The organism is Bacillus infantis NRRL B-14911 (assembly GCF_000473245.1).
In the GTDB taxonomy this organism is placed as follows: domain Bacteria; phylum Bacillota; class Bacilli; order Bacillales; family Cytobacillaceae; genus Bacillus_AB; species Bacillus_AB infantis.
Window position 1 is genome coordinate 1,046,907 of record NC_022524.1, and the last position, 23,960, is coordinate 1,070,866.

Consider the following 23,960-nt stretch of genomic DNA (forward strand, 5'->3'; position numbering starts at 1 on the left):
GAGGAAGAACAATGGCAAAAGTGACGGTATGGAATGAAAATCAGCATGAGCAAAAAAACGCGGAAGTGAGGGCCGTTTATCCTGATGGGATACACGGAGCGATTGCCTCCTTTTTGGAAGGTGAGTCCTTTGAAGTAAGGACAGCGACGCTTGATGACGATGAATGCGGATTAACCCGGGAGGTTCTGGAAGATACAGATGTACTGATCTGGTGGGGGCATATCGCCCACGATGCGGTCCCGGATGAAATTGTTGACAGGGTGAAACAGCGGGTGCTGGACGGCATGGGGCTGATCGTCCTTCATTCAGGCCATTTTTCAAAAATATTTAAATCATTAATGGGAACTTCCTGTGATTTGAAATGGCGGGAAGCAGACGAAAAGGAACGGATCTGGGTCGTGGATCCGAGCCATCCGATTGCGGAAGGGCTGGGGGAGTATATCGAATTGGAGCGGGAGGAAATGTACGGTGAGCATTTTGATATCCCTGCTCCGGACCAGCTCGTGATGGTCAGCTGGTTCGAGGGCGGAGAAGTGTTCCGGAGCGGCTGCACCTATCAGCGCGGGAAAGGAAAAGTATTCTATTTCCGGCCTGGGCATGAAACCTATCCGACTTATTTTAACAAAGATGTTCAAAAGGTCATCATTAATGCTGTCAGGTGGGCAGAAGGATCCCGTCAGCCTGAGGTGAAGTATGGGAATGCTAAGCCGCTGGAGCATATAAAAGGGAAGAACGGGGAGGGGTAAGGATGGAACAGATTAAGATTGGGGTCATCGGGTGCGGCAGCATCGCCAAGCACAGGCATCTGCCGGAATATCACCTGAACGGCAGGGCTGAAATCATGGCTGTCTGTGATATTGTGGAGGAAAGGGCGATGGATATGGCTGCCCTGTATCATGCTGAAGCATATACCAGCTATGAGGATCTGCTGGAAAATCCGGAAATCGATGCAGTGAGCGTGTGCACACCGAATTATCTGCATGCCCCCATCTCCATAGCCGCCCTGAAGGCAGGTAAGCATGTTCTTTGTGAAAAGCCGATGGCTGTGTCGGTGGAGGAAGCGGAGAGCATGATAGAAGCGGCAAGGAAATATGGGAAAAAGCTTATGATCGGCCATAATCAGCGGTTTGTGCCTTCCCATCAGAAAGCCCGTGCGTTTATAGCGAGCGGGGAAGCGGGCAAGGTATACAGCTTCAGAACCGCTTTTGGGCATGGCGGACCAGAGGGCTGGAGTGCGGATGGGAAGGACAGCTGGTTTTTCCGGAAAAGCGAGGCGTTTATTGGGGCGATGGGAGACCTTGGAGTACATAAAGCCGACCTGATCCGCTATTTGCTGGGAGAGGAGATCACACAGGCCGGCGCTTTTGTGGAAGCAAGCTCAAAGGAAAACAGCGATGTGGACGATACAGCTGTCTGCATTTTAAAAACGGAAAGCGGTGTGATCGGAACCCTGGCAGCCAGCTGGTCCTACGTATCAAAAGAAGATAATTCAACTATCATCTATGCTGAGAATGCGATCCTCAGGCTTGAGGACGACCCTGTCAATTCTCTCGTCATCCAGTACAAGAACGGAGAAACACTGAAATATGAGCTTGGCGGCATTCAGACGAATGAAGAAGGAAAGCAGACGCAGTCCCATGTTATCAGTACATTCATTGACAGTATTGCGGAAGACAAAGAGCCTCCAGTGAGCGGGGAAGAGGGACTGAAATCCTTAAGGGTTGTCCTTGCTGCGCTGGAGTCGGGCCAGTCCGGGAAAATAGTGAGATTGCCTTAAGGGGGGATTGTATGGAAAAGCTGCGTGTTGGAATTATCGGAGCCGGCGGGATTGCGCAGAGCCGCCATATCCCCGCACTGCTGACATTATCAGAGCTGGCCTCTGTTGAAGCAATCTGTGATATCCATGAAGAGACTGCCAGGCTTACAGCAGAGAAATTCGGGGTGCCTCACGCCTTTGGGGATTATCAGGATATGCTGGAGATTGTGGACGCTGTTGTGATTTGCACACCCAACCGATATCATGCCGAAATCTCTGTGGCAGCATTGAAAGCAGGAAAGCATGTTCTCTGTGAAAAGCCCATGGCAATAACTGCAGAAGAATGCGAAGAAATGATTAAGGCCTCTAAGAAATCAGGCAAACAGCTGGCGATTGCCTATCATTATCGGTTTATGAAAGAAGCAAGGGCTGCTAAAAAGGTCATAGAGGAAAACGAAATCGGCCAGCCGATCGTTGCCCGGGCAAAGGCACTGAGAAGAAGGAAGGTTCCGGGCTGGGGCGTTTTTACCAATAAAGAGCTGCAGGGAGGAGGCGCCATGATTGACTATGGCTGCCATTTCCTTGATCTTGCTTTATGGCTGCTCGGCAGCCCGGAACCTGTTGAGGTAACGGGCACAGCCTACAATCAACTCAGCAGGATGGAAGACCAGGTGAATCTTTGGGGAGATTATGATCATCAAACCATTGAAGTCGAGGACCATGTGACAGCCTATATCCGCTTTGCGAATGGCGCCTCCCTCCTGTTCGAGACTTCCTGGATGGCCAATATCAAAAATGATGAAGAAAGCCTTGGCATTTCCGGGCTTACCGGAGGAATTGATGTATTTCCATTCCAGCTGAACCAGCTGAAAAATGGGATGCTCCTGAATAGTGAGGCAGAGTGGCTTCCCGGGGAGGAGGATCCCGGCATACCGCAGGCAAGGAATTTTCTCAATAGCTGTCTGGGAAAAGAACAGCTTATTGTTAAGCCGGAAGAGGCCCTGCGTGTATCGAAGATCATTGATGCCATCTATAAAAGCAGTGAAACAGGCAAAAGCATTGTCCTGGAATGAGGAGGATGCGGCATCATATTCTGGACATGACTGCCAGCTGATGGATGCCAAATGAGAAAAAAGCAGATGCATGTTAATGCCTCTGCTTTTTTCTTATCCAACAATACAGAATTCCCCTTCTCCTCCATGAACCTGCAAAAACATCCCCATAAGGGATTCCGCCAATCTGGCACAGCTGTCTTTTTCAAGAGATGGCCTGAAATAGATGATCTGTACAGCTTCAGTTGTTTCCTCTGTAACAGGCGCACGATTGGAGTCGACAAACGGGCTGCCGAATGGACCGTTATGATCTTCGGTGATAATGAGGTTCTCAAGTGAATTCGGCCTGCCGTTCAAGCCCGTATATTCTTCTCCTTCATGCCCCAGACGAAAACGGACATTTCCTTCCAGCTTGCTTTTATCATAGATGCCGATAGGAGACTGATATTCCAGCGAGAAAAAATTATTCAGATCCGCGGCACTGTTCACGGTGGAAAGGTAATTCTGCTTCTTGATCCTCCTGAATAGGGCCTCTGCTGAGTGGCGGTAGCGGTTCGGATCTTTTCCCGCCTGCTTGAACACCTGCCTCCATTCCTGGATTCCTTCGAATTCTGTCACATTCTTATGCTCGAGCTCAAAGAAAATTGACTCCTGGAACAGCTGCAGCCGCCCTTTCAGCATCTGCGGGGAATCTCCGACGACAATATTCTCATACTCAATGATGCCGACCTTGAAACCCGGCACCTTCTGCCTTAAATCAGACGATATACTGATTTCCAAACCTTTCACCTCCAAAAATCCTTTAAAATAGTTTATCATAGAAAGGATGCGAATAAATATCTTGGCGATTTGCCTTTTTATATACAAAACACAATGGTGAAAGGAGCGGGAGGATATGAACTACTCAGAGCTTAAACAGGATATCATCGATTACAGCAAAACGATCGGCATTGATAAGATCGGATTCGCCTCTGCCAGCACTTTCGGGGAGATGAAGAGCAGGCTCATCAGACAGCAGGAGCTTGATTACCAATCAGGCTTTGAAGAGCCTGATATTGATAAAAGGACAGAACCGGCCCTATTGCTAGATGAGCCGATGTCCATCATTTCCATTGCCCTTGCTTATCCTTCAAAGATGAAGACCCGCGTTGTCAGCAAAAGGGGTGAGCGGCGCGGCATTTTCTGCCGGGCCTCCTGGGGGACGGACTATCATACTGTTTTGCGGGACCGGCTCGGGAAGCTTGAGGCATATATCCGTGAAAGGCTGCCTGAGGCGAGGCTCAAATCAATGGTCGATACAGGCGAGCTTGTGGACCGGGCGGTCGCTGAAAGGGCCGGTATTGGGTGGAGCGGCAAAAATTGTTCCATCATTACGCCAGAATTCGGCTCTTACGTATATTTGGGAGAAATGATCACAAATCTTCCGCTCGAGCCGGATGAACCAATCGAAGACGGGTGCGGTTCGTGCAATCTTTGCGTCGATGTCTGCCCGACAGGCGCGCTTGTCGGCGGCGGCCAGCTGGATTCCAAGCGCTGCATCGCCTTCCTGACACAGACAAAGGGCTTTCTTGAGGAAGAATTCAGGGTGAAAATCGGCAACAGGCTTTATGGCTGTGATACATGCCAGACAGTCTGCCCGAAAAATAAGGGCATGGATTTTCATTTCCATGAAGAAATGGAGCCGGATCCTGAAATTGCCAAACCGCTGTTAAAGCCTCTGCTTCATATGAGCAACAGGGAGTTTAAGGATAAGTTCGGCCATGTATCGGGGTCATGGAGAGGCAAGAAGCCGATCCAGCGGAATGCCATCATTGCCCTGGCCCATTACAAGGATGAATCAGCTGTGGATGATCTGATCCAAGTGATGGTATCGGATCCAAGGCCGGTTATAAAGGGAACGGCTGCCTGGGCACTCGGGAAGATCGGCGGGCTGAAGGCAAGGGAAGCGGTCGAGGCTGCCCTTGTAAAGGAGACGGACGAAGAAGTGCGCAGGGAAATGGAAAACAGCTTATATATGTTCAGCTAAAGAGAGGGGAGCCTCTCTTTTTTTCATATAAGAAAATAGATACCCTCCGGCATATAGGCTGTGATCTATTTTAAGAAATGATTCGGCATTTTCTTTCATATGAATGAATGATGGGAGGAATGCATATATGAAAAAACAGCTTCAGGAGCTGCTGGAGCAGAGGGTTCAGCAGTGTGTGTCCCATTCCCGCAATGACTTTCGCACTTGCCCGAAAATTGAAAGGAAAAAGGATATTCTCTCAAGAAGAGCCGGGGAAATTGTTAAAGCGAAAGCTTCAGGGAAGATTATTGAAAAAGCAGGACAGGATGCAGATGAACTCAGCACTGTCCATTATCATGTCCACTTTCAATATTTGATAAAGGATAAGGACGGATTGTATCTGGAGGAGGAAGTCGAGCAGCGTGAGGCTGAATTTTATAAAGGGGTGCTGGTCGGCGATGGTGAAAAGAATCCGTTCCTTCATTTGGAAGAGCCGGCAGCACTTCCGGCGGAGCCTGCTGCTGATGGGGAAAGGGCGGGATTCAGATATGACCGCCTGAAGGCTGTCCAGTATGCGGAAAGATGGTGGAATGACTATAACCCTGCCTATAAGAAGTTCGAGGTTGACTGCACGAATTATATTTCGCAGTGCCTCCATGCTGGTGAAGCGCCTATGAGGGGCTATCCGAACCGTTCAAAGGGCTGGTGGATGAGGAGCGATAATTGGAGCTACAGCTGGACGGTCGCCAACTCGCTGCGCTGGTATCTGCCGGGCTCCCGGACAGGGCTGAAGGGAAAGGAGGTAGGCAGTGCAGAGCTATTGCAGCCGGGCGATGTGATCTGCTATGATTTCCAGGGCGATGGCCGCTTTGACCATACGACAATCGTGACAGCCAAGCAGAGCGATGGGACACCGCTTGTCAACGCCCATACCTTTAACAGCCGGATGCGCAACTGGGCATACGAAGATTCAACCGCCTATACACCAAATATTAAATACAAGTTCATCAGCATCGATGATGAATCCTGACCTGGTTGTATGAGAGATAAAGAGTGGTATAATAGCTGGTAGAGTTTTTTTGAGTATGGGGGATAATATACTCCGCAGATAAAGTTTCACTTGATGAGGTGATGGACGTGGCAATACATGTAGTACTATACCAGCCGGAAATCCCGGCCAATACGGGCAATATCGCCCGTACCTGTGCAGCGACAGATACAACCCTGCACCTGATCAGGCCCCTTGGATTTTCCACTGATGACAAAATGCTCAAACGGGCAGGGCTTGACTATTGGCAGCATGTAACAATCCTTTATTATGATTCATTGGATGAGTTTTATGAAAAAAATGCCGGCGGCGAATTCTTCTATTTAACGAAATTCGGGCAGAAGCCGTATACAAGCTTTGAATACAGCGACAAGGAAAAAGATTATTATTTCATTTTCGGCAAAGAAACGACAGGTCTTCCGGCAGAGGTCAAGGAAAATAACAAGGACCGCGCCCTCCGCATTCCGATGACTGGCAATGTGCGGTCATTGAATCTGTCCAACACGGCTGCCATTCTTATTTACGAAGCACTGAGGCAGCAGGATTACCGGCATTTAACATAAAGGATCGAGGCCATATCCAGGGGGATGTGGCTTTCTTTTTTTGCAGCTTAAGATGGGAAGGCGCCGAGCAGTCATTTATGATATTGTACCGGGATTAGGTTAAAATGAAGATATTCACTTGAGGAGGTACATACCATGAACGAAACGGTAGAAACAATACTGGCCCACCGGTCAATCAGAAAATTTGAGGAAAGGGAGCTTACGAGGAAACAGGTGGAAACGATTGTATCCTGTGCCCAGGCCGCTTCCAGCTCAAGCTTCATTCAGGCATACACCATCATCGGCATAACTGATCCAGAAAAGAAACAGAAGCTGTCTGAATTGGCGGGAAACCAGTCCTATGTAGCGCATAACGGGCACTTCTTCGTTTTCTGTGCGGACCTGAACCGCCATCATGTCCTTTCTGAAATGGAAGGGAAGGATTTAAGCGAGTCCCTTGAAAGCACGGAAAAATTCATGGTTGCGATGATTGACGCTGCACTCGCGGCCCAGAATGCAACAGTCGCCGCAGAATCAATGGGCCTTGGCGTCTGCTATATCGGCGGCATCCGCAATCAGCTTGAGGAAGCTGCCAAGGTGCTGGGTACACCAGAAAGGGTCATCCCCCTCTTTGGCCTGAGCGTAGGGTATCCGGCCCAGGATCCCGACAAAAAGCCAAGGCTTCCTTTAGAGCATGTCTATCACGAAAATGGCTACCAGCAGGATCATGAAAAGTATAAACAGCAGCTCGAGGATTATAATCAAACGGTGTCAGCTTATTATGCCGAACGCACGCAAAACATGAGGAAAGACACCTGGACCGGCCAGATGGCAGCTATGCTCGAAAAGCCGGTGAGGATGTATATGAAGGATTTTGTGAATAAGAATAAGCTGGATTTGAAGTGATTGCAGGGAGTGGCTGCAGGATTGGCTTATGGGATACATGTGTGTGCTCAGGAAGGGCATTCATGTATTCGGGGAGCGTTCCGGGATACATGAGCTGTGCTCGGGAAGGGCAGTCATGTATTCGGGGAGCGTTCCGGGATACATGAGCTGTGGTCAGGAAGGGCATTCATGTATTCGGGGAGCGTTCCGGGATACATGAGCTGTGCTCGGGAAGGGCATTCATGTATTCGGGGAGCGTTCCGGGATACATGAGCTGTGCTCAGGAAGGGCAGTCATGTATTCGGGGAGCGTTCCGGGATACATGAGCTGTGCTTGGGAAGGGCAGTCATGTATTCGGGGAGCGTTCCAGGATACATGAGCTGTGCTCGGGAAGGGCAGTCATGTATTCGGGGAGCGTTCCGGGATACATGAATTGTGCTCGGGAAGGGCAGTCGTGTATGGAAAGAGTTCCAATCGCTGCATGACCCAGCACTAAAAAGGCAAGTCATGCATAGAAAGAGCCCTCATCAATGCATGACACACAACCAGAAAAGAAAAGCCTCGCCCAAAATATGACCGCACTCCACCAGGCCCAACAAAATCTCCTGACAAACAAAAAAGGACCGGAATCCCAAGATTCCGGTCCTTTTTTGTACCGTTCTTCTTACTTATTCATCCCTGGTTTGTCGTTGTAGCCGGCAGTGAAGATGGCTGACAGGAACGCGATAGTTACGCCGATGATCAAAATCAAGCCCATGATGTTGGCCTCCTTTTTATGTAGGGATTCCCTTTTGCATACCTATGTAATCTTATTATAGCCCAATTCCGGCATGGTGTGAATGAAAAACTGTGGATATTTTATGGAGAATATCCGGGGAAATGCGGCACGGCTGGCAGTTTGAGGGACCCTGAAGGCGAGGGGAATTCTGCTTTTCTTCCGGGTTATAGAATGTTTAATTGCCCAAGCGCATAGATTATATTAATCGTCTCTGATAATGCGACAGGGGGAGGTCCTTATGGATATTTTAAAAAAAATCGAGATGTACAGACACGAAGAGGAAAAGCTTAAATGGGAAGGGACATTCAGGGAGTATTTAGACATTGTCAAAGAGAAGCCATGGGTAGCCCAGTCAGCACATTCCAGGGTATACAGTATGATAAAGGATGCCGGTGTCGAAGACGATAAAGGGAAAAAGCGTTATAAATTTTTCAGCAATCAGCTGTTCGGGCTTGAAGAATCGCTTGAACGGCTTGTGGAGGAATATTTCCATCCTTCTGCTAAAAGGCTTGATGTCAGGAAAAGGATCTTGCTTCTGATGGGTCCTGTGAGCGGAGGGAAATCAACGCTCGTCACGATGCTAAAACGCGGGCTTGAAGCGTATTCCCTGACCGACAGGGGTGCAGTATTTGCAATCAAAGGCTGCCCGATGCATGAAGACCCGCTCCATTTGATTCCGCATCATCTGCGCAAGGACTTTTTCGATGAGTATGGAATCAGAATTGAAGGGAATCTGTCTCCGCTGAATATGATGCGGCTTGAGCAGGAGTATGGGGGACGGATTGAAGACGTTGTGGTTGAGAGGATCTTTTTCTCAGAGGATAAACGGACCGGGATCGGAACATTCAGCCCGTCTGATCCGAAATCCCAGGATATTGCCGATCTTACCGGCAGCATAGATTTCTCCACGATTGCCGAATATGGTTCAGAGTCTGACCCGCGGGCCTACCGGTTTGACGGGGAGCTGAATAAGGCGAACAGGGGGATGATGGAGTTCCAGGAGATGCTGAAATGCGATGAGAAATTCCTCTGGCATCTGCTCTCTCTCACACAGGAAGGCAATTTCAAGGCAGGGCGGTTTGCGCTCATTTCTGCGGATGAACTGATTGTGGCGCATACAAATGAAACAGAGTACCGTTCCTTCATTTCCAATAAGAAAAACGAGGCGCTTCATTCCCGGATCATTGTCATGCCTGTCCCTTATAATCTAAAGGTGACAGAAGAAGAAAAAATCTATGAAAAAATGATCAGTGAGAGCGATGTTTCTGATGTCCATATTGCACCGCACACGCTTAAGGTGGCAGCGATGTTTACGACCTTGACGAGGCTGAAGGAACCTAAAAAGGGTGATATTGACCTGGTGAAGAAAATGAGGCTCTATGACGGAGAAAGCGTGGAAGGCTACAACCGCGCAGACGTGGAGGAGCTGCAAAAGGAATATCCTGATGAAGGTATGAGCGGAATTGATCCGCGTTATGTCATCAACCGGATCTCATCCACAATCATCCGGAAAGAGATTACTTCAATCAATGCGCTGGATGTTTTGAGATCCCTGAAAGAAGGGCTTGATCAGCATCCGTCGATCACCGCTGAGCTGAAGGAACGCTATTTGAACTTCATTTCACTGGCCCGCAAAGAGTATGATGATATTGCCAAGAAGGAAGTCCAGAAAGCATTTGTCTACTCATATGAAGAATCCGCCAAAACACTCATGGACAATTATCTGGACAATGTGGAGGCATACTGCAATAAAGCGAAGCTCCGCGATCCACTGACAGGAGAGGAAATCAATCCGGATGAAAAGCTGATGAGGTCGATTGAAGAGCAGATCGGCATCTCGGAAAATGCGAAAAAGGCATTCAGGGAGGAAATCCTGATCCGCATCTCTGCCTATGCAAGGAAAGGCAAGCGGTTTGACTACAATTCGCATGACCGTCTCCGCGAAGCGATCCAGAAGAAGCTGTTTGCAGACCTGAAGGATGTTGTGAAGATTACAACCTCTTCCAAGACCCCTGACGAGCAGCAGCTGAAAAAGGTGAATGAAGTTGTTGCAAGACTCATTGATGAGCACGGCTATAATTCTACTTCTGCAAATGAGCTGCTGCGGTATGTTGGAAGTTTGCTGAACAGATAAATGTGAAAAGGCTGGCAGGGTTTGCCGGCCTTTTGGCTGTTTTCTCCCAGGCAAGAGTTAGTTTTAATTTGGGCGGACAGGGGAAAAGGGTGTATAGAGGTGATTGAGATGAAGAAAAAGGAACTGGACAAGGACTTTGTGCCAAGAAACAGCTCCATGGCTGAGAATGTAGAAGAGATGCATAATCTAGGAAAGCAGATGGAGCATCTCAGGACTGGGGAAGAGCTTGAAGAGGATGGAAAGCAGCCTGACCCTATCCAGTATAAAGATAACGAAAAGTGACTCCTGCGCTGAAGCTGCAGGAGTTTTTTTGACCGCATTTTTCCGGGGTTCTATTTCAACCTGACCATTAATAGATATAGCAATAAAAAGCTATTAGTCAGGGGAGAAGCAGGGATGAGAAAATGGGTGGCTGCTATTTTAATAGCGATTGTGCTGTTTGTACTGCAGGAAGGACAGGCTTCTGCCGCACAAAGGAATGAGTATATATGTGCCGTCGGCGTGAATGACTCTGTTTTGAATTTGAAGCAGAACCCTCCCTTTGTGCTGGAGCATACAGCCTATATGCCTATTAAAGATTTGGCAGCAGCCATTGGAGCCAGCATCTCTATAGAAAATCCTGATAGCTATACGATCAAAAAGGGCAAATCATGGATCCGCTATTCAGTAAAACAACAGCAGGCCTCAACATCCATGGGAAAAACGGCCGAATGGAAAGCGGTGGTCCGGGAAAACATCCTATTCATACCGATCAGGTCAGCCGGCGAGTTTTTTGGCTATAGAGTTGAATACCTCTCAGCCGGCCCTGTCGTCCGTCTGGTGAACAAAGGAGCGAAAATGGCAAACGAACAATTCATGAGCGCCAATAGAGCGGCTTTTTATGTGAAAAAAAAGGCGGTGTACTTAACCTTTGATGATGGACCTGCGAAGGGAATGGAATCCATCCTTGATATTTTGAAGAATAAGAAGGCAAAAGCGACATTCTTTATGATTGAGCCGCAGGCAAGAGCCAACCCGGCTTCTGTTAAGCGGCTGGTGGAGGAAGGGCATTATCCGGCCCTGCACAGTGTTACCCATGATAAAAACAAGCTTTATGCCGGAAACCCGCAAAATCCCGCCCTGGAAATGGATAAGACCAGGAAAACAATATTGAGCCTGACAGGCATTGACTCCAGGCTGGTGAGAATGCCTTATGGAAGCAAGCCTTATATGACAGGGCCGTTCAGGGACGCCCTTGTGCAGAAGGGATATAAAATGTGGGACTGGAATGTTGATACATTAGACTGGAAATATGCAAGGAGCAGTCCGAAGACTATCTTTGAAAATGTGAAAAAAGGGCTTCAGCCGGCGGCTGCAGGCGGGAAGCCCCCAGTCATCCTGATGCATGTGAACAGCGGGACGGTTTCCATGCTGCCGCAGATCATCGATTACCTATACTCACAAGGATATGAATGCCAGGCTTATAACCCCAATGCCCACTTTTCAATGAATTTCTGGAAGGATGAGAGGCTCTAAAAAAGGCTTGTCCGACAGCATAGGCATTTGTCTTATTGTCAAAATTATTTGTAAATTATTTCGATGTCTCGCATAGTATAGAGTAATTAATATTTCACGTTCCTTTTGACACTCGGGATATTGTATGTTGCTAAAGGCAAATGTGTGCAATGAATCCATGAAATTTTTTCAAGGAGGGGTTATAATGACCGACATCAACAACCGCCAGTTTGTGATTTCCGAAGAAGATTGGTCCCTCCATCGCAAAGGCCACGATGATCAGCAGCGCCACCAGGAAAAGGTACAGGATGCGATCCGGAACAATCTACCAGATCTGATAACAGAAGAAAGCATCATTATGTCCAATGGCCGTGAAGTCGTGAAAATTCCGATTCGCTCTCTTGACGAATATAAAATTCGTTATAACTATGATAAAAACAAACATGTAGGCCAGGGAGACGGAGACAGCCAGGTAGGCGATGTGGTCGCCAGAGACGGCTCCAGCGGCCAGAAAGGCCCCGGGAAAGGCCAGGGTGCAGGCGACCAGCCGGGTGAGGATTATTTTGAAGCTGAAGTGTCCATGATGGAGCTTGAGGAAGCACTGTTCAAGCAGCTGGAGCTGCCGAACCTGAAGAGGAAGGAACAGGAAGAGCATCTGGTTGAAAACATTGAATTCAATGATATCCGCAAAACAGGATTAATGGGCAATATTGATAAAAAGCGGACAATGATGACCGCCTTTAAACGGAATGCGATGACAGGCAAGCCGGCATTCTATCCGATCTATCAGGAGGATCTGAAGTTTAAGACATGGAACGAAATTGTAAAGCCGGATTCAAAGGCAGTCGTGCTCGCAATGATGGATACGAGCGGATCGATGGGATTATGGGAGAAATATATGGCCAGAAGCTTTTTCTTTTGGATGACCCGGTTTTTACGGACAAAGTATGAGACGGTGGAAATAGAGTTCATTGCCCACCATACAGAAGCGAAGGTCGTATCAGAGGAAGATTTCTTTTCAAAAGGGGAAAGCGGGGGAACCATTTGTTCATCAGCCTACCGCAAAGCTCTGGAACTGATCAATGAAAAATATAATCCAAGAAGATTCAATATCTATCCTTTCCACTTTTCCGACGGCGACAATCTTACCTCTGACAATGCCCGCTGTGTGAAGCTTGTTGAAGAGCTGATCGCGGTATCGAGCATGTTCGGGTACGGTGAAGTCAATCAGTACAACCGCCACTCGACCCTCATGTCCGCTTATAAGAATATAAAAAATGAACACTTCCGATACTATATCCTCAAGCAAAAAGCTGATGTTTTCCATGCGATGAAGAGCTTCTTCCAAAACGAAGAAAATAAAATCTATGCATAAACAGAACCGGCGGGCGCAATGCCTGCCGGTTTTACTGTCCATTCGCACAAAAAAAGCCGTTTAATAAAAAGCGGCTTTCGTTGGCTTTCCATGAAGGTGTTCTTTTATTTCTCCAGCGGGATTGCGATAATTTTCCCGCCGATCTGGACGTGGACTGTGTCAGTGAATACAGCTTTCACAATCCCTTTTAAGGAGATCGAAGAATTTAATGCCAATTTGGATTGTGCTGGATTTTCCGCCATAAAGATTCCCCTTTGCTTCGTATTTGAAGAGTAGCACCTAATTAAAAGTAAATGAGTTAGTTACTTTCTTTTTGCCACTTTTTTGGAACTCCTAAACCTGATTTGGCGCATTATGAAGGAAATAAAGATTTGGGAAGGGGAAAGAAAAAAGCAGCTGCTCATGAATAGCAGACTGCTTTCTCTTCTTTCAGCACTGAGCTTTTGCAGACAGGGCAATCGATATCATCACTCTGCTTAAATTGGATTTTTTTGAAATCTTTTTTGATGAATGTGGTAAAGCCTTTGTACTTATAGCCGCATTCACAGAAATTCGAGTCTTTGACCAGATGCCTCTGATTAGTATCTTTGCATAAAAATGTCGGGTAAAACATTGATCTCCCTCTCTTTAATAAATGGATTAGGCAAATTAGAAAGGGTGTATGATTTATAAAAGTTTACAAGAATGATATTCTTGGCGGCCCGGCTGCCATGACAAATAACTTGTTTTAGGCCCGTGGCTTTGCGTCTTTTACTTTCGTAAAATTTGCCCTTAGTAAGATTAGCACTAAATCAGGGGAAAAATAAAGAGTTTGTTTATTGTTAATATTCTTACTTTAGCCACTCTCCGTTGTAGAGGGGAGTGATGACCTATGGGGAATTGCAGAAAAGAAGCAGCCTGGCCGGTTGGCCAGGCTGTGAGATTAAGAAAGGAACTCTGCCGGATTGAGCCCGAGCTCCCGGCAGATGTCACTGACTGCCTGCTGCTCATTCGAATCAAAATGTCCGTCTGCAAAGCCGATTGCGATACAATAGCGGGCCACTAGCCTGGCGATTTCCGGTTTCGTCCGTATCCTGCCAAGCGCTCTGAATGCCTCTGCCCTGCCGATCGAAGGATCGCGTTCAATCTTCTGGACGTACAGGTTAAACTGCTGAATGACCTTCTGCGTATCAAATACCCGAAGTTCATCACTCTGGTTGACGAATTCAACCATTTTCTGGCGTTCTGCCGGATCCAGCCTTCCATCAGCCATAGCTACAAGTGCACATGCTGCTACAATGGCCTCAAGGACGTCCTGGCTCTTGAATCGGTTAAAGAGGTCCTGGGCTTTTCTTTTTTGCTGGTTGGCCCATTCGGCGTAATCGGTCTGGGATGGAGACCAGGCATTGCCGCAGCTGTTGCAGGTAAACTTCAGCTGTTTTTTCCCAATGAAGCCGCCCAATAATCCGACAGGCCCGAGGATCAGGCCGCCAATTGCCGCTTTACCGAGGCCGAAGCCCTTTTCGCCGGTGCGTACATTTGTGGAATGGCAGCGTGGGCATGCAATTTCTTCTCCCCCATATCCCTGTGAGGAAGAGTAGGAAGGCTGTCCATAGGAAGGGGACGAATAGGAAGCTTGCGGCTGTGTCTGCTGATAGCTTCCTGAGCTATAGTTCTGCTGGGAGCTGCCTGTGTTATAGCCCTGCTGGTAATTTTGCCCTGCAGGAGCCTGCTGTGAAAAGCTCTGCTGGTAAGTCTGGTTCTGCCCGAAAGGCTGATTGCCATGTGAAGGCTGGGGAGCCGGTTCATCATCCACCGTCACGCCGAAATTACGGCAGAGGGCAGCCAGGCCGCCCTGAAAGCCGCTGGCGATGGCATTAAATTTCCATTCGCCATTATGCCTGTATAGCTCTGCTGCGACGATGGCTGTTTCAACGGTAAAATCCCTGCCAAGGTTAAAGCGGATAAGCTCTTCATTATTTTGTTCATTAAAAATCCGTACATAAGCATTTTCAATATGGCCGAAGTTCTGCTGTTTTGCCTGAGCATCGTGGATGGTAATTGTAAAGGCAATCCGGTGGATCGAGTCCGGCACCTTCCGCAGGTCAATTCTGATTTGTTCATCATCTTGATTGCCCGCGCCTGTGCGGTTATCGCCGCTGTACAGGATAGAGCCATTCCCGCCGTTAGGGTTATTATAGAATACGAAATCGAGGTCACTATGTACTTTTCCTGATGCGCCTAATAAGAAAGCAGATGCGTCCAGATCATAGTTGGATCCCTGACGGCTGATATCCCAGCCTAATCCAACAACAACATTTTGAAGCCCGGGGCGGTTCTTGGTCAGATCGACCTTCTGCCCTTTGCTGAGCGTCACTCCCATAATTTCACTCCTTCTTTTCCAGGACCGGCGTAAGCCGTCTCTTGATAGAATCATATATTCCCAATATAACACAGTTCTTAAAGCGGTTTACAGCTTTGGCTGTGCGGACATGCCTCTTTTTATCATACGGGTCAAGGAAGGAAAAGTTTCAGGGGGAGGAGGTTCGTTCAAAGAAAAAAGCAGCTTCCCTGATTGGGGGAGCTGCCTCATGATTGGGCAATTTATTATCTGTCGACATAAGCCGGGCCTGAATGGACCTGGCGGGTGTTTCCTTGGTCAGAATTCAAAAATGGAAGCTTTGATTTGACTTTGCTGATATTGTCTTCACCGAATGTAGACTTTACCTTATTCATAACCTTATCCCGAGATTCCTTGTTCCTGAACATATACGCAAGCGCACCCAGTGCCACTACCCCAGTCAGGGAATTTCTTTTGCTCATGGATTAGTCCTCCTTAGGTTTGATATTATTCCTTTCCCTTTGCAGGGGGAGATAAACAGTTATATTTTGCTAACTGGGTGAGCGAAGTTAAAGTTGCGATTATATCGAAAAGGGATTTGTATTAACTGGGTTAGAATGAAAAAAAGTTTGATAAGCCTGTTGATTGGAGTGGAAGGCACGTAGACTCCTGTGGGATTGCAGCGGCAGAGCTGAGACCCCGCAGCGCGTAAGCGTGAGGAGGCTCAGCGCCGCCCCGCGGAAAGCGAAGTGCCTGGAACGGAAATCAACAGCCAACATTCAGAGGCTATTAAGACAAAAAGGGATACAGAATGAACCCATTCCATACCCCTTTTGCATATTATTAGAAATTGAAGTTATCAGGATCGGCACCGACGCGTTCGTTTTTGTTGAGGGCATCGATTTTTTCCATGTCTTCTGAGGAAAGCTCGAAGTCAAAGATATCTGCATTTTCAATGATGCGGTGTTCTTTGACTGATTTCGGAATGGTGATGACCTCATTTTGAAGGTCCCAGCGCAGGATGATCTGGGCAGGGGACTTTTTGTGCTTTTCGGCAATCTCTGTAATAACAGGCTCATCCAGGAGCTGTCCCTGCTTAAGAGGAGACCAGGCTTCAAGCTGGATTCCTTTTTGTTTGCAGAATTCGCGGAGCTCAAGCTGGGCCAGATGCGGATGGTATTCAACCTGGTTGACCATCGGCACGATTTCCGCTGTTTCAAGCAGATCCTCCAGATGGTGTACATGGAAGTTGCTGACCCCGATTGCACGGACTCTGCCATCCTTATACAGCTTTTCTAAGGCTCTCCAAGTGTCTTTATACTTGCCTTTGACAGGCCAGTGGATCAGGTACAGATCGACATACTCCAAGCCAAGCTTTGAAAGGCTTTCGTCGAATGCAGCCAGTGTAGAGTCATAGCCCTGCTCAGAGTTCCAGACCTTAGTCGTGATGAATAGCTCTTCGCGCGGGGCACCTGATTCTTTTATAGCCTGTCCCACGCCTTCTTCGTTGCCATAGATGGCTGCTGTGTCAATGCTCTTGTAGCCGTTATTGATGGCTGCTTTGACTGAATCAATGACTTCGGATCCTTCCTGGACCTTGAAAACGCCGAGTCCGAACCAGGGCATTTCCACTCCATTATGCAGCTTTGTTGTGTCCTGCAAGCTTTTTGGCATATTGTTACCTCCCGGAAATTTAATTGCCTTTTTATTTTCTCACAAATGGGGATATTTACTATATTGATATGCTCAGAAATTTAATGATTGATGCCTGCTACCTGATCGACATCAAGGATAAAGGAAATCCCATTGCCAGGAACATTCAGCTCGACAGCATCGCAGATTGCCTGGAATACTTCCTGTGTCCGTCCGCTGTGGATGATGGTCAGCACAATCTCTTTTTCAGGCTCGATCAGCATATTGAATAAAGTGGCTTTTTCGTTGATGCCGATCCCTCTGCCGGAAATGATGGTTGCCCCGTCAGCCCCGGCATCTTTTGAGGCCTTTATAATCTTTTCGGCTTCCGAGCTTTTTACAATGGTCACAATCAAATCGTATTCTTTATCGGCTGGCTTCATATTGGCCGCTCCTTCCTCTGCTTCTGCATCAGCGGGGACTTCCGGGGACTGGACGCCGATGAATCCGTTAATATTGATAAGCAATCCAAGTCCTGTACCGGGCCTTTCAAAATGGAGATGGCTGCTGACTTCCGTAATGACTTCTTCAGCGGATTCTTCCTTGATCAGCATAAGGATGACTTCTTTCTCGTGGTTGATCTCCAATCCGAGAAATGAGGTTTGCTCATTTTTTCCAATTCCCCTTGCATATACAGTTGCCGCAGCAGCAAGCCCGGATCCCCGGGCAAGCCGGACAGCTTTTTTTGCAGTGCCTTTTTTTACGATGGCGATGAAAAGCTTGTAGATCATTTAAGAAGCACCTTCCTTCCTCTTGAACAGGAGCCCCAGGATCAGGACAGCCAGTATCGGTATAAGGGCGACCAGGGCGATCAGGCCAAAGCCATCTGTCAGGGGATCCCGCCCCTCAGTTACTGCGGCAGCGCCGACAGCCATTGACAGGATAAAAGTAACGGTCATCGGCCCTGTTGCTACACCGCCCGAATCGAAGGCGATGCTTATAAAGCTGGTGTTGGAAAAATAAATCAGGATCAGCACGAGTGCATATCCCGGCGCAAGATAGTACCAGAGAGAGAAGCCGTGATGGATGCGGAGCATGGCAAGGGCAATGGACAGACCGACTCCCCCTGAAAGGGTGATGAGCATGATTTTTTCTGAGATGTATCCCGATGTTACTTTTTCAACCTGTTTGTTTAATATTTTTACAGCTGGTTCTGCCAATGTAGTGACAAATCCGAGTACAAATCCAATTGGAATGATGATCCAGGAATATGGAAGATTACCCAGCTTCTTTCCCATTTCCTCCCCGATTGGCATAAAGCCGAGATGGACCCCGTGAAGGAAGAATGCCAGTCCGGCAAAAGCAGACAGAAAACCGGCAAGGATCTGGATGACCTTCTGTTTCTTTAATTTTAGAAAAAATATCTGAAATATGATGAAGCAAAGAAGAAGGGGAGCAAGGGCCAAAGCAACCTCTGTCAGAGTGCTGCCGAAACCATGAAATAGCTTGTCCATCATTTAAAGATCCCTCCCAGCAGCAGAACGGCCAGGATCGGTCCGATGCTGGCAAGGCCGACAAGGCCAAATGAATCGCCCGAGGATTGTTGGTTCCGGAAAACCTGGGCCACACCTACTCCGAGTGCCAAGATGAAGGGTACGGCGAGGGGCCCTGTCGTTACGCCTCCCGCATCAAATGAAATTGGCACAAATGACGATGGGGAGAAGATGCTGACAATAAAGACGATGGCATAGCCGGCTATCAAAATGGCGGTAACAGGGATTTTGTAAATGGTCCTGATCATAGCAAGGCCGACAAAAAGACCGACTCCGGCAGCCACGGATAATATGAGGGAAATGGACGATATCTTTCCTCCGGATACCTGGTCAACCTGTGTGGACAGTACCCTGACGTCAGGCTCTGCCAGCGTTACGGCAATTCCAAGGATGAATCCTGTGAGGATGATGACCCACGCTTTATTCGACTTCGGCAGGATTTTCCCAATCATCTCGCCTATTGGAAGAAGGCCGATATTGACGCCGATGAGGAAGAACATCAGTCCCAGGATGACAAAGAATAGGCCAAAGAGGAATGGAAGAAAGTCCTTGAAAGGCAATTGGATCAGGACAAGCTGCAGAAGGATGACTGCAGCAGAGACGGGAAGGATGGCAAGCAATGTTTCTTTGATGGATTCTTTAATTTCTTTCACATGAAGCGCCGCCTTTATTAACAATTTTTTTGTTTTTTATTTCTGCTTTTTTACCCAGTTTTACAGTTGCAGTAACAGCCTGTGGAAAAAAACATTTTCCAATTAATTGCGGTGGCGGATAAAAAAAGCAGGCACCCCATTGGGGCGCCTGCAGCGGTTATTGAAGGGTATTCATATTAGGCTGGTTCATCATTTGCTGTCCGCCTGCCTGGGTATAGCTTCCAAGCAGCTGTTCTGTATCCTGCGGCGCAAGCTGGGGAACCTGGTAATAATGCTTTTGATTCTGGTAGAGGAACAGCTCGTAAGCCATTTCTGCATAATTGGGAACACTATCAGCAAGCACACGCCTTACGACTGGGTTTGTGCACTCCAATGCGGCCATTGACAGCTGGGAGGCTGCACCTTTCATTAAAGCAAGCAGGTAGCCTGAATAGCATTGGTCGCCAATCTCGGAAGCTGACTGTTTTGGTGCAGCAGGCTGGGATGGCTGTAGTCCGTAGATGACGTCATGTGTTTCGCCCATCATATAGGTTGTAGTCGATACAGCCGGCTTTTGGCCGGTAGTGAAGCAGTCAACCATGGTGTTGTATTGGGTGATCATAAACTGCCTCTGGCGGTTTGCAATTTCCTTAAGCTGCGGATCCTGGATTTGCCCGCTGAACATAAGGTATTGATCGATTGCCGCTACGGTGCTTGAAAGGACCTCTTTCATGTCCAGCATCTCGTGTCCGCCATGATTCATATGTGCCGGGATCTGCTCATTTGTGTTCATTCCTGACTGTCCTTGCTGGTTAAACTGCTGCATCTGACTACCCCCAGTTTGTAATTTTTTCCCTCATGAAGGGCTGTGATGGTGAAGACCATACATAACTATTGTGGTTATTCCGTAGGGCAATCATGCGGGGCAGTTGCAGCTAAAAGAGGAATAAACATCCATCATGAGGATTCTATCTGATGGCGGGAAACATATGGGCTGCCTTTTACCCAGAAGCGCCACGGATAGTCTTTTGCTTCGCCGGAATTATCAATTCCAATCCTTTTTCCTTTAGCTATCTCAGCAGGGGTATAGCCTTCAGCAAGAATGAGGGGAGGCTCCGAAAAGAGGCGTCCATAATCCTCCATGGTGACGCCAAGGGCTTTCGTAAGCTTCCCTGGCCCGTTGGTCAAATTCTTCAGATTATCCATCTTTCTCCGCTCTTTCATCAGGGAAATTCCTTCAGCAGGTTCTATGGCCCTGATGAGAACAGCCTCCGGTTTGTCCTTTTCAGCGCTGACGACATTTAACAAACAGTGGGTATGCATAAGGTATGTGTAGGCGAACCCCGGACCGGCGTACATGACTTCTGTCCGCTTGGTCCGGCGGTTATTATAGCTATGTGCAGCCATGTCTTCGGGGCCTTTATAGGCTTCTGTTTCTACAATATATCCAGCGGCTGTACCATCAGGTGTTTCCTTTATCAAAAGACAGCCAAGAAGAGCCTTGGCAAGTTCAAGGGTCGGCTGTGTGTAAAATTCGGCCGGCAGTGGTGTCCTATCCATCATGATTCAACGCTCCTTCGGTTATTGCTGCAGAAAGAATTTTCCGCACAGTTAAGCGCGGAGCATTCCCATTTTACCCTCTAACACCCTGATATAACCGGAAGTTGGAATTGAAGCAGGCGAGGAAGTATAATATAGGGAGCAATTTATGTAGGGAAGTGGAAAAATGGATAAGAAAATCGGTTTTATAGGGTGCGGAAAGATGGCCCAGGCAATCATCGGGGGAATGCTGAAATCAGGGATCGCCCGGCCGGATGATATAGTTGCAAGTGCAAGGACGGAGAGTACTCTTGCCTATGTGAAAAATACATATGATATTGAAGTGACCCTTGATAATAAGAGAGCAGCTGAACAGGCTGATTTTTTATTTCTGGCAGTAAAGCCTGATGTTCATATGGAAGTGATTGAGGAAATCAGCGGGAGCGTTTCTGAAGATGCTATCATCATCACCATAGCGGCAGGGATCAGCCTTGCCTTTCTACAGTCTGCTTTCGGCAGGGAAATAAAAGCGATCCGTTCTATGCCCAATACCCCATCGCTTGTCGGGGAGGGGATGAGCGCCCTGGCTGCCAGCAGGCAGGTGACTGAAAAGGAACGGTTGGAGGCTGCAGAATTATTCGAAAGTTTTGGGAAAGCTGAGTTTATTGAAGAAAAACTGATGGACAGCATCCCTGCCATCAGCGGATCTTCACCTGCTTATGTCTATATGTTCATTGAGGCTCTTGCTGATGGCGGCGTCCTTCAGGGGCTTCCAAGGGAAACCTCGTACCGGCTGGCAGCCCAGGCAGTGCTTGGCGCAGCCAAAATGGTGCTTGAGACAGGTAAGCATCCGGGTGAATTGAAAGATCAGGTATGCACGCCTGGGGGAGCCACTATTGAAGCGGTAGCTGAGCTGGAAAAACAAGGCTTTCGGTCTTCGGTCATTTCGGCCATGCATAGCTGCACCGACAAATCAAGGCAGCTGGCAAAAAAACAGGCGGAATAGTCATGATTATCAGGACAGAGCAGGAAGCTGATTATAGCAGATCAGAACATGTCCACAGGCTTGCTTTCAGCCGTGAAAACGAAGCCGCCCTTGTCAGAGCCATCCGAAGCTCGGGGGAGTATATTCCTGAACTATCGCTAACAGCGGAAGATGGAAAGGATATCGTGGGCCATATCATGTTCAGCAAGGCAGTGATTGATACAGGGGAAGGGGAAGTGCCTACCTTGGCGCTTGCCCCGGTTGCTGTCATGCCCCAGCGGCAAAATGAAGGGATAGGATCCCTTCTTATAAGAGAAGGTTTGAAACAGGCGGAACTCCAGGGCTTTGCTCATGCCGTTGTATTGGGACATCCCGATTATTATCCGAGGTTTGGGTTCCGGCCTTCCACAGTTTTTGGGATTTTTTCACCTTTTCCTGTACCGGAAGAGGTATTTATGGTTATGGAATTTAAGGAGGGATCATTAACTGGAATCAGCGGGACGGTAAAGTACCCGCCATCATTTGATCATGTGTAAGAACAGCTGCTAATCAGGACATTTTTCAGCAGGAAGCAGGATGGTAAAGGAGGTGCCTTTATTCAGCATGCTTTCTGCTTTTATTTTTCCGCCCATTCCCTCAATGATCCGAAAGACCACCATCATTCCAAGCCCCGTCCCTTTCCCTTCTTTTGTTGAAAAATACGGTTCCCCCAGCCTGCTGAGCTGCCCGGAGGTCATCCCCTTGCCTGTATCAGATATCAGGAGCTCCGCTTTGTCGTCCTGCAGCTTTGCCGATATAGAGAGGACTCCTCCGCCAGGCATTGCTTCGATGGCATTTTTAAGAAGGTTTAGCAGGCATTGCTGAACCTTTGCATCTTCTCCTTTGATATATAATTCTTCCTCTGTGTCGCAATGGATTTCAACAGAATGGGCATTCCCGTAGGGTGTGATCAGTTCAACCGCTTTTCTGATTTCCCCTTCTAATGAAAAACATGAATTTGTTTCACAGTGCGGCTTGGCAAATGTAAGATAATCACTGATGATCACTTCCGCTCTGTTCAGCTCTTCAAGGGCTGTGTCTAAATAATAGGAACGCTTTCCTCCGCCTGGTTCTTCTTCTTTTAATAACTGGAGAAATCCTTTCGTTACGGTCAGGGGATTTCTCACTTCATGGCTAATGCTGGCAGCCAAATGGGAAATGACCTCCATTTTTTCTGTCTTCATTACCGCCCGGTTCAGCTGCTGGTTCTGTACGATCAGCTCAATGGTGTAGGCAGTCAAAAACGCCCCCAGTGTCTGGGTGATCGTATAAATGGCCATGAAACCGAGGCATTCCTTCAGTTCGGCTTTTGAAAACAATAGCATGAACGCTGCGATGGATACAAGAAAAGACAAGAGTGATACTGTAAGCAGCTTCCGCCGGGTGTCCATGATAATGAAGGATGGGTGAAGCTTATATACAATAAAGCCGGCAAACAAACCGGTGAGAATATTATAGGCCGCCCCGATCCCTCCGAGGGGAATGCGGATAAAGATGACAAAAATGAGCAGGGCGAGGATGACTCTGGGACCTCCGTATAATCCTCCCAGCAGGAATGGAATCCATCGCAGATCAAAAATAAAGCTGCTGTTCATCTTGATTGAACTGATCAGGCAAAGGGAAGCAGTTATGATGCTGATGCCGGCAATAATATACTCGCGGTGGCGCAGAAAAAGCGATTGAAGGCGGCTGGCAAAAAGGAGCTGGAAAGAAAGCATGACGATAAGAATGATCAGCAGGTTGAACAGCAGGTCTTTAATATGCTCCATTGCTTAGTCCTCCTATATTTAGATATATATTCCTAATTTTACAAATGCATGTCCAAATCGACAATATCATCTTATTGACAAAAAACCGCTTTAAGCGACATATTCAGACAAGGGAAAATGGTAATAATATACCATTTTTTCCAGGCGGCATATTGGCGTCTGCATCTTGTTGGTTTTTTCGGTATACTCAAGGCAAATGAATAAAATATATATTGACTTAATATGACAGGAATCATATATTTTAATTGGCTTGCAATTGTCTGTTTCGACAGAAAATGCAAGGGTGTTTTAAGAATATAGAACACTGTGATGAGCGGTTTTTATTTGCACTTTAAACCGCTTGGAGTGACTAGTGCAGCCGGCCAATGATCTATGATGGCTGGTTTTTATTTTGGCCGGGGCCTCTGCTTCCTGGCTGATGC

Annotated in this window: 25 protein-coding genes and 2 riboswitches; of the genes, 13 read left to right on the forward strand and 12 right to left on the reverse strand. The window is 47.7% G+C overall.

Annotation, left to right across the window (positions count from 1 at the left end; all coding sequences use genetic code 11):
- Positions 1–11: 11 nt before the first annotated feature.
- From N288_RS05560 to N288_RS05570, 3 genes are read left to right on the forward strand one after another with little or no spacing between them, the layout of a single operon-like run.
- Positions 12–746: a ThuA domain-containing protein gene (locus N288_RS05560; protein WP_009794998.1), complete on the forward strand. Its 735-nt coding sequence runs from the start codon at positions 12–14 to the stop codon at positions 744–746.
- Positions 747–748: 2 nt separating this feature from the next.
- Positions 749–1,777, forward strand: coding sequence for a Gfo/Idh/MocA family protein (locus tag N288_RS05565; RefSeq protein WP_009794999.1), 1,029 nt, complete (start codon positions 749–751; stop codon positions 1,775–1,777).
- Between the two features lie 11 nt (positions 1,778–1,788).
- Positions 1,789–2,829, forward strand: a complete 1,041-nt coding sequence (locus N288_RS05570; RefSeq protein ID WP_009795000.1) for a Gfo/Idh/MocA family protein — start codon at positions 1,789–1,791, stop codon at positions 2,827–2,829.
- A gap of 93 nt (positions 2,830–2,922) precedes the next feature.
- Here N288_RS05570 and N288_RS05575 read toward each other — a convergent pair whose 3' ends face one another.
- Complete coding sequence (locus tag N288_RS05575) at positions 2,923–3,588, reverse strand: B3/B4 domain-containing protein (protein WP_022543520.1); 666 nt, start codon at positions 3,586–3,588, stop codon at positions 2,923–2,925.
- Positions 3,589–3,703: 115 nt separating this feature from the next.
- Between N288_RS05575 and queG the strand changes: the two genes are divergently transcribed.
- The 8 genes from queG to yhbH all read left to right on the forward strand — a co-directional run bounded on the left by queG (position 3,704) and on the right by yhbH (position 13,069).
- Positions 3,704–4,834 carry a tRNA epoxyqueuosine(34) reductase QueG gene (queG, locus tag N288_RS05580; RefSeq protein WP_009795002.1) on the forward strand — a complete coding sequence of 377 codons (1,131 nt, stop codon included), beginning with the start codon at positions 3,704–3,706 and terminating at the stop codon, positions 4,832–4,834.
- 127 nt (positions 4,835–4,961) lie between these two features.
- Positions 4,962–5,843 carry an amidase domain-containing protein gene (locus tag N288_RS05585; protein ID WP_022543521.1) on the forward strand — a complete coding sequence of 294 codons (882 nt, stop codon included), beginning with the start codon at positions 4,962–4,964 and terminating at the stop codon, positions 5,841–5,843.
- Positions 5,844–5,950: 107 nt separating this feature from the next.
- The gene (trmL, locus tag N288_RS05590; RefSeq protein WP_022543522.1) at positions 5,951–6,424 is read left to right on the forward strand and encodes a tRNA (uridine(34)/cytosine(34)/5-carboxymethylaminomethyluridine(34)-2'-O)-methyltransferase TrmL; all 474 of its coding nucleotides are present in this window, start codon (positions 5,951–5,953) and stop codon (positions 6,422–6,424) included.
- Between the two features lie 135 nt (positions 6,425–6,559).
- Positions 6,560–7,309 (forward strand): oxygen-insensitive NADPH nitroreductase, encoded by a 750-nt coding sequence (nfsA, locus tag N288_RS05595; protein WP_009795005.1) that lies wholly within the window; start codon positions 6,560–6,562, stop codon positions 7,307–7,309.
- A gap of 995 nt (positions 7,310–8,304) precedes the next feature.
- Positions 8,305–10,200, forward strand: coding sequence for a PrkA family serine protein kinase (locus N288_RS05600; protein WP_009795007.1), 1,896 nt, complete (start codon positions 8,305–8,307; stop codon positions 10,198–10,200).
- A 108-nt stretch (positions 10,201–10,308) separates the two neighbouring features.
- Positions 10,309–10,482 carry a hypothetical protein gene (locus N288_RS25350; protein ID WP_009795008.1) on the forward strand — a complete coding sequence of 58 codons (174 nt, stop codon included), beginning with the start codon at positions 10,309–10,311 and terminating at the stop codon, positions 10,480–10,482.
- A 114-nt stretch (positions 10,483–10,596) separates the two neighbouring features.
- Positions 10,597–11,715 carry a polysaccharide deacetylase gene (locus N288_RS24245; RefSeq protein WP_009795009.1) on the forward strand — a complete coding sequence of 373 codons (1,119 nt, stop codon included), beginning with the start codon at positions 10,597–10,599 and terminating at the stop codon, positions 11,713–11,715.
- 184 nt (positions 11,716–11,899) lie between these two features.
- Positions 11,900–13,069, forward strand: coding sequence for a sporulation protein YhbH (yhbH, locus tag N288_RS05610; protein WP_009795010.1), 1,170 nt, complete (start codon positions 11,900–11,902; stop codon positions 13,067–13,069).
- A 104-nt stretch (positions 13,070–13,173) separates the two neighbouring features.
- On the opposite strand, the gene N288_RS25355 is transcribed toward yhbH, so the two are convergent.
- The 10 genes from N288_RS25355 to N288_RS05655 all read right to left on the reverse strand — a co-directional run bounded on the left by N288_RS25355 (position 13,174) and on the right by N288_RS05655 (position 20,769).
- A complete protein-coding gene (locus N288_RS25355) occupies positions 13,174–13,311 on the reverse strand; it encodes a hypothetical protein (RefSeq protein WP_022543523.1) in 138 nt (45 codons plus the stop codon).
- A 158-nt stretch (positions 13,312–13,469) separates the two neighbouring features.
- Positions 13,470–13,682: a hypothetical protein gene (locus N288_RS05615; RefSeq protein ID WP_009795012.1), complete on the reverse strand. Its 213-nt coding sequence runs from the start codon at positions 13,680–13,682 to the stop codon at positions 13,470–13,472.
- Positions 13,683–13,761: 79 nt separating this feature from the next.
- A riboswitch (cyclic di-GMP riboswitch) is annotated at positions 13,762–13,849 on the reverse strand.
- A 142-nt stretch (positions 13,850–13,991) separates the two neighbouring features.
- Entirely contained in the window at positions 13,992–15,431 is a 1,440-nt protein-coding gene (locus N288_RS25630) for a TerD family protein (RefSeq protein WP_009795013.1), read from the reverse strand.
- Positions 15,432–15,655: 224 nt separating this feature from the next.
- Positions 15,656–15,871 carry a hypothetical protein gene (locus tag N288_RS05625; protein WP_009795015.1) on the reverse strand — a complete coding sequence of 72 codons (216 nt, stop codon included), beginning with the start codon at positions 15,869–15,871 and terminating at the stop codon, positions 15,656–15,658.
- A gap of 361 nt (positions 15,872–16,232) precedes the next feature.
- Positions 16,233–17,063: an aldo/keto reductase gene (locus N288_RS05630; protein ID WP_009795016.1), complete on the reverse strand. Its 831-nt coding sequence runs from the start codon at positions 17,061–17,063 to the stop codon at positions 16,233–16,235.
- Positions 17,064–17,143: 80 nt separating this feature from the next.
- The gene (locus N288_RS05635) at positions 17,144–17,812 is read right to left on the reverse strand and encodes a P-II family nitrogen regulator (RefSeq protein ID WP_009795017.1); all 669 of its coding nucleotides are present in this window, start codon (positions 17,810–17,812) and stop codon (positions 17,144–17,146) included.
- On the reverse strand, positions 17,813–18,538 hold the full coding sequence (locus tag N288_RS05640; RefSeq protein WP_009795018.1) for a DUF1538 domain-containing protein: 726 nt from the start codon (positions 18,536–18,538) through the stop codon (positions 17,813–17,815).
- The gene (locus tag N288_RS05645) at positions 18,535–19,227 is read right to left on the reverse strand and encodes a DUF1538 domain-containing protein (RefSeq protein ID WP_022543524.1); all 693 of its coding nucleotides are present in this window, start codon (positions 19,225–19,227) and stop codon (positions 18,535–18,537) included. The genes N288_RS05640 and N288_RS05645 overlap by 4 nt, the downstream gene beginning before the upstream one ends.
- A 157-nt stretch (positions 19,228–19,384) precedes the next feature.
- Positions 19,385–20,032 (reverse strand): spore coat protein, encoded by a 648-nt coding sequence (locus N288_RS05650; RefSeq protein ID WP_009795020.1) that lies wholly within the window; start codon positions 20,030–20,032, stop codon positions 19,385–19,387.
- A gap of 131 nt (positions 20,033–20,163) precedes the next feature.
- Positions 20,164–20,769, reverse strand: a complete 606-nt coding sequence (locus N288_RS05655; protein ID WP_009795021.1) for a DNA-3-methyladenine glycosylase — start codon at positions 20,767–20,769, stop codon at positions 20,164–20,166.
- 163 nt (positions 20,770–20,932) lie between these two features.
- On the opposite strand from N288_RS05655, the gene proC reads away from it, so the two are divergent.
- Together proC and N288_RS05665 are read left to right on the forward strand one after the other, a co-directional pair.
- Positions 20,933–21,751: a pyrroline-5-carboxylate reductase gene (proC, locus tag N288_RS05660; protein ID WP_009795022.1), complete on the forward strand. Its 819-nt coding sequence runs from the start codon at positions 20,933–20,935 to the stop codon at positions 21,749–21,751.
- 2 nt (positions 21,752–21,753) lie between these two features.
- On the forward strand, positions 21,754–22,266 hold the full coding sequence (locus N288_RS05665) for a GNAT family N-acetyltransferase (RefSeq protein WP_009795023.1): 513 nt from the start codon (positions 21,754–21,756) through the stop codon (positions 22,264–22,266).
- A gap of 9 nt (positions 22,267–22,275) precedes the next feature.
- Here N288_RS05665 and N288_RS05670 read toward each other — a convergent pair whose 3' ends face one another.
- The gene (locus N288_RS05670) at positions 22,276–23,538 is read right to left on the reverse strand and encodes an ATP-binding protein (protein ID WP_009795024.1); all 1,263 of its coding nucleotides are present in this window, start codon (positions 23,536–23,538) and stop codon (positions 22,276–22,278) included.
- A gap of 290 nt (positions 23,539–23,828) precedes the next feature.
- A riboswitch (cyclic di-GMP riboswitch) is annotated at positions 23,829–23,911 on the forward strand.
- The last annotated feature ends 49 nt before the right edge of the window (positions 23,912–23,960 follow it).

Coding starts and splice junctions, on each gene's coding strand:
- N288_RS05560 (WP_009794998.1), top strand. CDS start 12: ATGGCAAAAGTGACGGTATGGAATGAAAATCAGCATGAGCAAAAAAAC.
- N288_RS05565 (WP_009794999.1), top strand. CDS start 749: ATGGAACAGATTAAGATTGGGGTCATCGGGTGCGGCAGCATCGCCAAG.
- N288_RS05570 (WP_009795000.1), top strand. CDS start 1,789: ATGGAAAAGCTGCGTGTTGGAATTATCGGAGCCGGCGGGATTGCGCAG.
- queG (WP_009795002.1), top strand. CDS start 3,704: ATGAACTACTCAGAGCTTAAACAGGATATCATCGATTACAGCAAAACG.
- N288_RS05585 (WP_022543521.1), top strand. CDS start 4,962: ATGAAAAAACAGCTTCAGGAGCTGCTGGAGCAGAGGGTTCAGCAGTGT.
- nfsA (WP_009795005.1), top strand. CDS start 6,560: ATGAACGAAACGGTAGAAACAATACTGGCCCACCGGTCAATCAGAAAA.
- N288_RS05600 (WP_009795007.1), top strand. CDS start 8,305: ATGGATATTTTAAAAAAAATCGAGATGTACAGACACGAAGAGGAAAAG.
- N288_RS25350 (WP_009795008.1), top strand. CDS start 10,309: ATGAAGAAAAAGGAACTGGACAAGGACTTTGTGCCAAGAAACAGCTCC.
- N288_RS24245 (WP_009795009.1), top strand. CDS start 10,597: ATGAGAAAATGGGTGGCTGCTATTTTAATAGCGATTGTGCTGTTTGTA.
- yhbH (WP_009795010.1), top strand. CDS start 11,900: ATGACCGACATCAACAACCGCCAGTTTGTGATTTCCGAAGAAGATTGG.
- N288_RS25355 (WP_022543523.1), bottom strand. CDS start 13,311: ATGGCGGAAAATCCAGCACAATCCAAATTGGCATTAAATTCTTCGATC.
- N288_RS05615 (WP_009795012.1), bottom strand. CDS start 13,682: ATGTTTTACCCGACATTTTTATGCAAAGATACTAATCAGAGGCATCTG.
- N288_RS25630 (WP_009795013.1), bottom strand. CDS start 15,431: ATGGGAGTGACGCTCAGCAAAGGGCAGAAGGTCGATCTGACCAAGAAC.
- N288_RS05625 (WP_009795015.1), bottom strand. CDS start 15,871: ATGAGCAAAAGAAATTCCCTGACTGGGGTAGTGGCACTGGGTGCGCTT.
- N288_RS05630 (WP_009795016.1), bottom strand. CDS start 17,063: ATGCCAAAAAGCTTGCAGGACACAACAAAGCTGCATAATGGAGTGGAA.
- N288_RS05635 (WP_009795017.1), bottom strand. CDS start 17,812: ATGATCTACAAGCTTTTCATCGCCATCGTAAAAAAAGGCACTGCAAAA.
- N288_RS05640 (WP_009795018.1), bottom strand. CDS start 18,538: ATGATGGACAAGCTATTTCATGGTTTCGGCAGCACTCTGACAGAGGTT.
- N288_RS05650 (WP_009795020.1), bottom strand. CDS start 20,032: ATGCAGCAGTTTAACCAGCAAGGACAGTCAGGAATGAACACAAATGAG.
- N288_RS05655 (WP_009795021.1), bottom strand. CDS start 20,769: ATGATGGATAGGACACCACTGCCGGCCGAATTTTACACACAGCCGACC.
- proC (WP_009795022.1), top strand. CDS start 20,933: ATGGATAAGAAAATCGGTTTTATAGGGTGCGGAAAGATGGCCCAGGCA.
- N288_RS05665 (WP_009795023.1), top strand. CDS start 21,754: ATGATTATCAGGACAGAGCAGGAAGCTGATTATAGCAGATCAGAACAT.
- N288_RS05670 (WP_009795024.1), bottom strand. CDS start 23,538: ATGGAGCATATTAAAGACCTGCTGTTCAACCTGCTGATCATTCTTATC.